The organism is Prevotella sp. OH937_COT-195 (assembly GCF_003932845.1).
In the GTDB taxonomy this organism is placed as follows: Bacteria; Bacteroidota; Bacteroidia; order Bacteroidales; family Bacteroidaceae; genus Prevotella.
Window position 1 is genome coordinate 1 of record NZ_RQZH01000047.1, and the last position, 4,230, is coordinate 4,230.

Below are 4,230 nucleotides of genomic sequence, written 5' to 3' on the forward strand. Positions count from 1 at the left end.
CCGATATTAACATTAAAAAAATATTTATGAGACATTTAGGATTATTATTTTCGTTATTTGTTTTGTCTTTGTTGCTTTCTTGTAATAAAGACAAAAAAGAAGAACAATACACCTTATCTGATTCTGAAAAGGAAAAAATAGAAAGTATTGTAGAAAATACATTAAGAACAGAACTTTTTTCACACACTGGAAGACCTGCGTCTGATGTAAAAATAGAGAATTCTTTTTTACAAAACATAGACGGCAAACCTTATTTGGTTTCTATGTATGGAGAATATAGAACAAACTCTTTATTAGAAGAAAATTCTAAGACAATGGAGTATGTTTATGGAGGTATTTCTTGTACTAGTAAAAGATGTGCTACAACAAGAGGGTGTGTGCCTAGTGATGACAAACTTAGTTGTACAGAGTGTATGAGTGGACTTGGGGATTGTACTAAAACTGTTACAGATAAAATAATTGGCGGTCCTAGAGAAGAATAATGAATTTATTTAAGTATTTATAAGTCACCTTTTAAGGTGACTTATTTTTATTATTTCTTTATTCATTATCATTATCTTCTGAGGTAATATCTATAACATCAACACCTCCAAATATGTTATGCTGTAATATTTTTTGAGTTTTTGTATCTATTTGTTTAGCATTATTTATTGCTTTGTTATCATCTTCTCCATATCTATACTTAACTAGTAAATTAGTTCTTTTTTCACCACTTCCTTTCATTATCAAACTTGGATTAAATTGATATGTAGCTGTTGTTATTTTTCTTATAATGTCGCTTGAAATTAATTCATTCATCACCATAGAAACAGTGGGTAAAGAAACTCCACATTTTTCAGAAATATCTCTATAAGTGCCACTTATTGTATTATCTTCATTCCTCATTATTTTAAGTAAATAGGTTATAACGAGTATCTTTTTATTGCCAAAACTATCCAATATATTTAGAACATCTTGAAGCCATATCTTATGCCAATTAAAGTCCTTTGATATATTTTTTTCTATTACAGTGAACGTCTCTATTTCTCCAGTGTTTGGATTAACATATTTTTGATTTCCAACTACCATTTGGGTTTTCTTTTTTACTCTTTTGTTTTCTTCCCAAACGTTTATTTTTTCCTTTTCCATATTTTTGTTAAAATTAAACTTATACAGAATTATATTTTTTTTAAACAAGGCAAATTTAATGTTTAAATTTTATTTATACAAATGTTTAAATTTTATTTGTAAAAAACATATTAAAAATTTAAACAAAACATAAAAAAAATTTAAACAAACTAAAAATCAAAAAAACACTACAAATAATTGATATACAGTTGCCTATATGATGTTTTTTTGACTTTTAGAACAATTTTATTCTTTTCTATATAAACGCTTCTTCCAGAAGCTATATTTAATGCTGGAAGAAAAGGAAAATTATCGCTTAAATCCGTACCCTTTTTTAGTCGGTTCGGGTGCTTTGAGTGTTTGTTTTTTCTCCTGCTTTTGGCTTTCTTTCATTAAATGTTCGTTAATGTCTTTGTAGCCGTGTGAGTGTATTCCGAAGTTATCTCGTAAATCTCTTACCTTTCCTTGTGGAAATGCTTCTTGTATTTTTTTAGTAGCTTCATCTCCTGCAGTGTCTCCGTCTAATAGCAAAAATACGCTATCGTATGTTTGATTTAGGTATCTATCTATGAATTTTTGAACATTTGTCACTGAATTTAAGCTAATAAAGCGATAATCATCCAAATTTTTTCCTGCTCTTTTTAAAATCTCAATGATTGAAAAAGAATCTGTAATACCCTCACAAACGACAATTTTCTTTGCTTCAGCTTTCTCTTTCCCAAGTTCTGAAACATCGGAACTTCCGAACTTCATTTTTGAAAAAGGATTTCGTATTTCATATCCTCCTTCAACATTTTTTACTCCTATCCCATAAAAATGATTTTCTCCTACCTGATAATGAACTTGTTTGCTATGGTTTTTTAATGTGTCAAAAGAGATGTTACGATTTTTGAAGTACTCAATTAGCTTTCTGCTACTTGGGTCAGTGATTTGTGTTATTGCATACGTGTTAGGCTTTAAAACGATTTCTTTTGCCGTTTTTTCGCGTGTTTTTTGAAAAGGTATAGAAATATCCCCATTAAAATTTTTAAGCCAATTAACAGCCTCTAACCAGTCTAATTTTTGATGCTTTTGTATTGCTTTAATAATTTGCCCCCCTTCTCCACTTTTTAAATCGTGCCAGCCTTTTTCTGAAACAGATATTTTTTGAGTTTTGTTTTCGTCTTCAAAAATGAATTCTTTACCGCTTTTTTTCTCAAACACAAGGTCTCCTCTATTAGCTAAGTATAAAAAGTAATCTATTAAATTTGAATTATTTACGATGCTTTGAACGTCTGTAGGTGGAATATATTTTGATTTTATTGGCTCCCTATTTTCAATCGAGTTCATAAATTCTTTTGCTCCGTCTTTTAGTTTGATAAATTCGCTTAAAATCTTTTGTTCTTTTTCTTTAAATGTTTCATTTACAGAATTTATGTATCCATTTAACCCGGCTTTCAAATCTTTTTTTAAGTCGTCTAATCCAAATAGCAAATTTTTTTTGCTCAAATTGTCTATTTTCTCGTGAAGTTGTTCAATCTTTTGAATGCTCTGTGCTTCTCGTCTGCGATATTCATCTGTCGTTTGATGCTTTCGGTCGGATTTTACACCTCTTTCAAGTCCAAACCTTTCCATAGATTTTGCGTAACTACTTTGTAAATCCTGAAGTTTTATACTACTGCCGATAAAATCTTTTGCTGATAGTCTGCCATCTTCAGTAATAGGGACAAAAACGCAATGGATGTGAGGTGTTTTCTCATCCAAATGGACATTGAAACGAACTATGTTTTCTTTTCCAAATTGTCGAATACACCAGTTAGCATTTTGATTTATCCATTCATCCAGTTTTTTTGGTTCTTTTTCGATTTCTTTCATTTCATCGTGTGAGCCACTAAGCATAACATTCACGCTATATGTGGCATCTTTACGGATGGTTTTCTTAGAAGTATATCCGTCTTCTATTCTTTTTTTTATAGCTTCGTTATACTTCATCTTACAATAATCGTTCAGATGATAAACTTTATTCAAGTGTGTTTTGCTTAAATCAGCGTGACGGTATGACCATTCCATACCTTCAGTTCGGTCGATGTGGTGACCTAAAGAACCACTAATTGGCTTTCCGTGTTTTTCAAAATGTAATACAACTTGTCCCATATTTTTGATAATTTTCTTTTTCTTCCAGCATTAAATTTTAACCTCTGAAAGAGGTCGTCCGCAGGACTGTCCGAATGGGCTCAGCCGTCTGCAAGACCTCACGGAACTTTGATATTCCAACGCCCTGAAAAGAGGCGTTAAGGAATTACAAAGTGTAGTGAGCTACACCTTATGGTACTTAATACTTTAAAAAAACCTCTTAAAAAAGAGGGTTTATTCGTCATCATAATGTCCATACCCTGATAAAATTTCTACTCGTTTTTCTTCTTCAAAGACTTCATATGTTAGTCTGTGTTTCTTGTCAATTCGTCGTGACCATACGGAGCGTTCTCCGTATCCCTTTAAGGGTTCTACTTGCCCTGTTCCTGTTGTTGGATGTAATTCTATTTCATCAAGAAGTTTATCAATCTTCTCACAAATCTTTTTTTGACCTGAATGGTAATGGTTCTTGACGTGTTCCAGAAAAGTTTCGGAGTAATCTATTGTATATATTTCCATTTTAATTACTTTAATTATTAAATACTCCGCAAAGATACTTTAAGGTTTTGACTCAAAAAAAAGGGTAAATTTTAAATTTATTGTAGTAACATTTTTTTCATTTCCTCTCTACTCATCTTGACTTTCTTTTCCTTTCGTGCCTTGTCAATCATTGCAAAATATTCTTTTTTGCTCATCTTTGTGTCATCCTCCACTTTTTCAAAACTGATGTTCTTAGCTTTTAATCTTTTTAGAAGACTTTCAATGATGTGTAAATCTGATTTTTTTATTTCTGCTTTTAAAATAGTGGTTTCCATAGCGTTATTTTTTGCAAAGGTACTAATTATTTTTTCTATTTTTCATATGTTAAAATTCACTTTTTTCTTGTTTATTTGAATTTTTTAAATAAAATTTGCCGATATTAACATTAAAAAAATATTTATGAGACATTTAGGATTATTATTTTCGTTATTTGTTTTGTCTTTGTTGCTTTCTTGTAATAAAGACAAAAAA

General features: G+C 30.4%; 5 protein-coding genes. 1 reads left to right on the plus strand and 4 read right to left on the minus strand.

From position 1 onward, the window contains the following. The coding region (locus tag EII32_RS10955; RefSeq protein ID WP_233582388.1) for a hypothetical protein at nt 1-482 on the plus strand (482 nt) is incomplete at its 5' end. Nucleotides 483-540: 58 nt separating this feature from the next. On the opposite strand, the gene EII32_RS10960 is transcribed toward EII32_RS10955, so the two are convergent. The 4 genes from EII32_RS10960 to EII32_RS10975 form a co-directional block, all read right to left on the minus strand. Further along, a complete protein-coding gene (locus EII32_RS10960; RefSeq protein ID WP_124793488.1) occupies nt 541-1,128 on the minus strand; it encodes a replication/maintenance protein RepL in 588 nt (195 codons plus the stop codon). Nucleotides 1,129-1,416: 288 nt separating this feature from the next. Then, a complete protein-coding gene (gene mobV / locus EII32_RS10965) occupies nt 1,417-3,240 on the minus strand; it encodes a MobV family relaxase (protein WP_125235426.1) in 1,824 nt (607 codons plus the stop codon). A gap of 213 nt (nt 3,241-3,453) precedes the next feature. Then, the gene (locus EII32_RS10970; RefSeq protein ID WP_124793485.1) at nt 3,454-3,738 is read right to left on the minus strand and encodes a Txe/YoeB family addiction module toxin; all 285 of its coding nucleotides are present in this window, start codon (nt 3,736-3,738) and stop codon (nt 3,454-3,456) included. Nucleotides 3,739-3,815: 77 nt separating this feature from the next. Next, the gene (locus EII32_RS10975; protein WP_124793486.1) at nt 3,816-4,034 is read right to left on the minus strand and encodes a hypothetical protein; all 219 of its coding nucleotides are present in this window, start codon (nt 4,032-4,034) and stop codon (nt 3,816-3,818) included. Between the last annotated feature and the right edge of the window lie 196 nt (nt 4,035-4,230).

What these genes read in the sequence shown, in the direction of transcription:
- EII32_RS10960 (WP_124793488.1), bottom strand. Translation starts at nt 1,128, where the DNA reads ATGGAAAAGGAAAAAATAAACGTTTGGGAAGAAAACAAAAGAGTAAAA.
- EII32_RS10975 (WP_124793486.1), bottom strand. Translation starts at nt 4,034, where the DNA reads ATGGAAACCACTATTTTAAAAGCAGAAATAAAAAAATCAGATTTACAC.
- mobV (WP_125235426.1), bottom strand. Translation starts at nt 3,240, where the DNA reads ATGGGACAAGTTGTATTACATTTTGAAAAACACGGAAAGCCAATTAGT.
- EII32_RS10970 (WP_124793485.1), bottom strand. Translation starts at nt 3,738, where the DNA reads ATGGAAATATATACAATAGATTACTCCGAAACTTTTCTGGAACACGTC.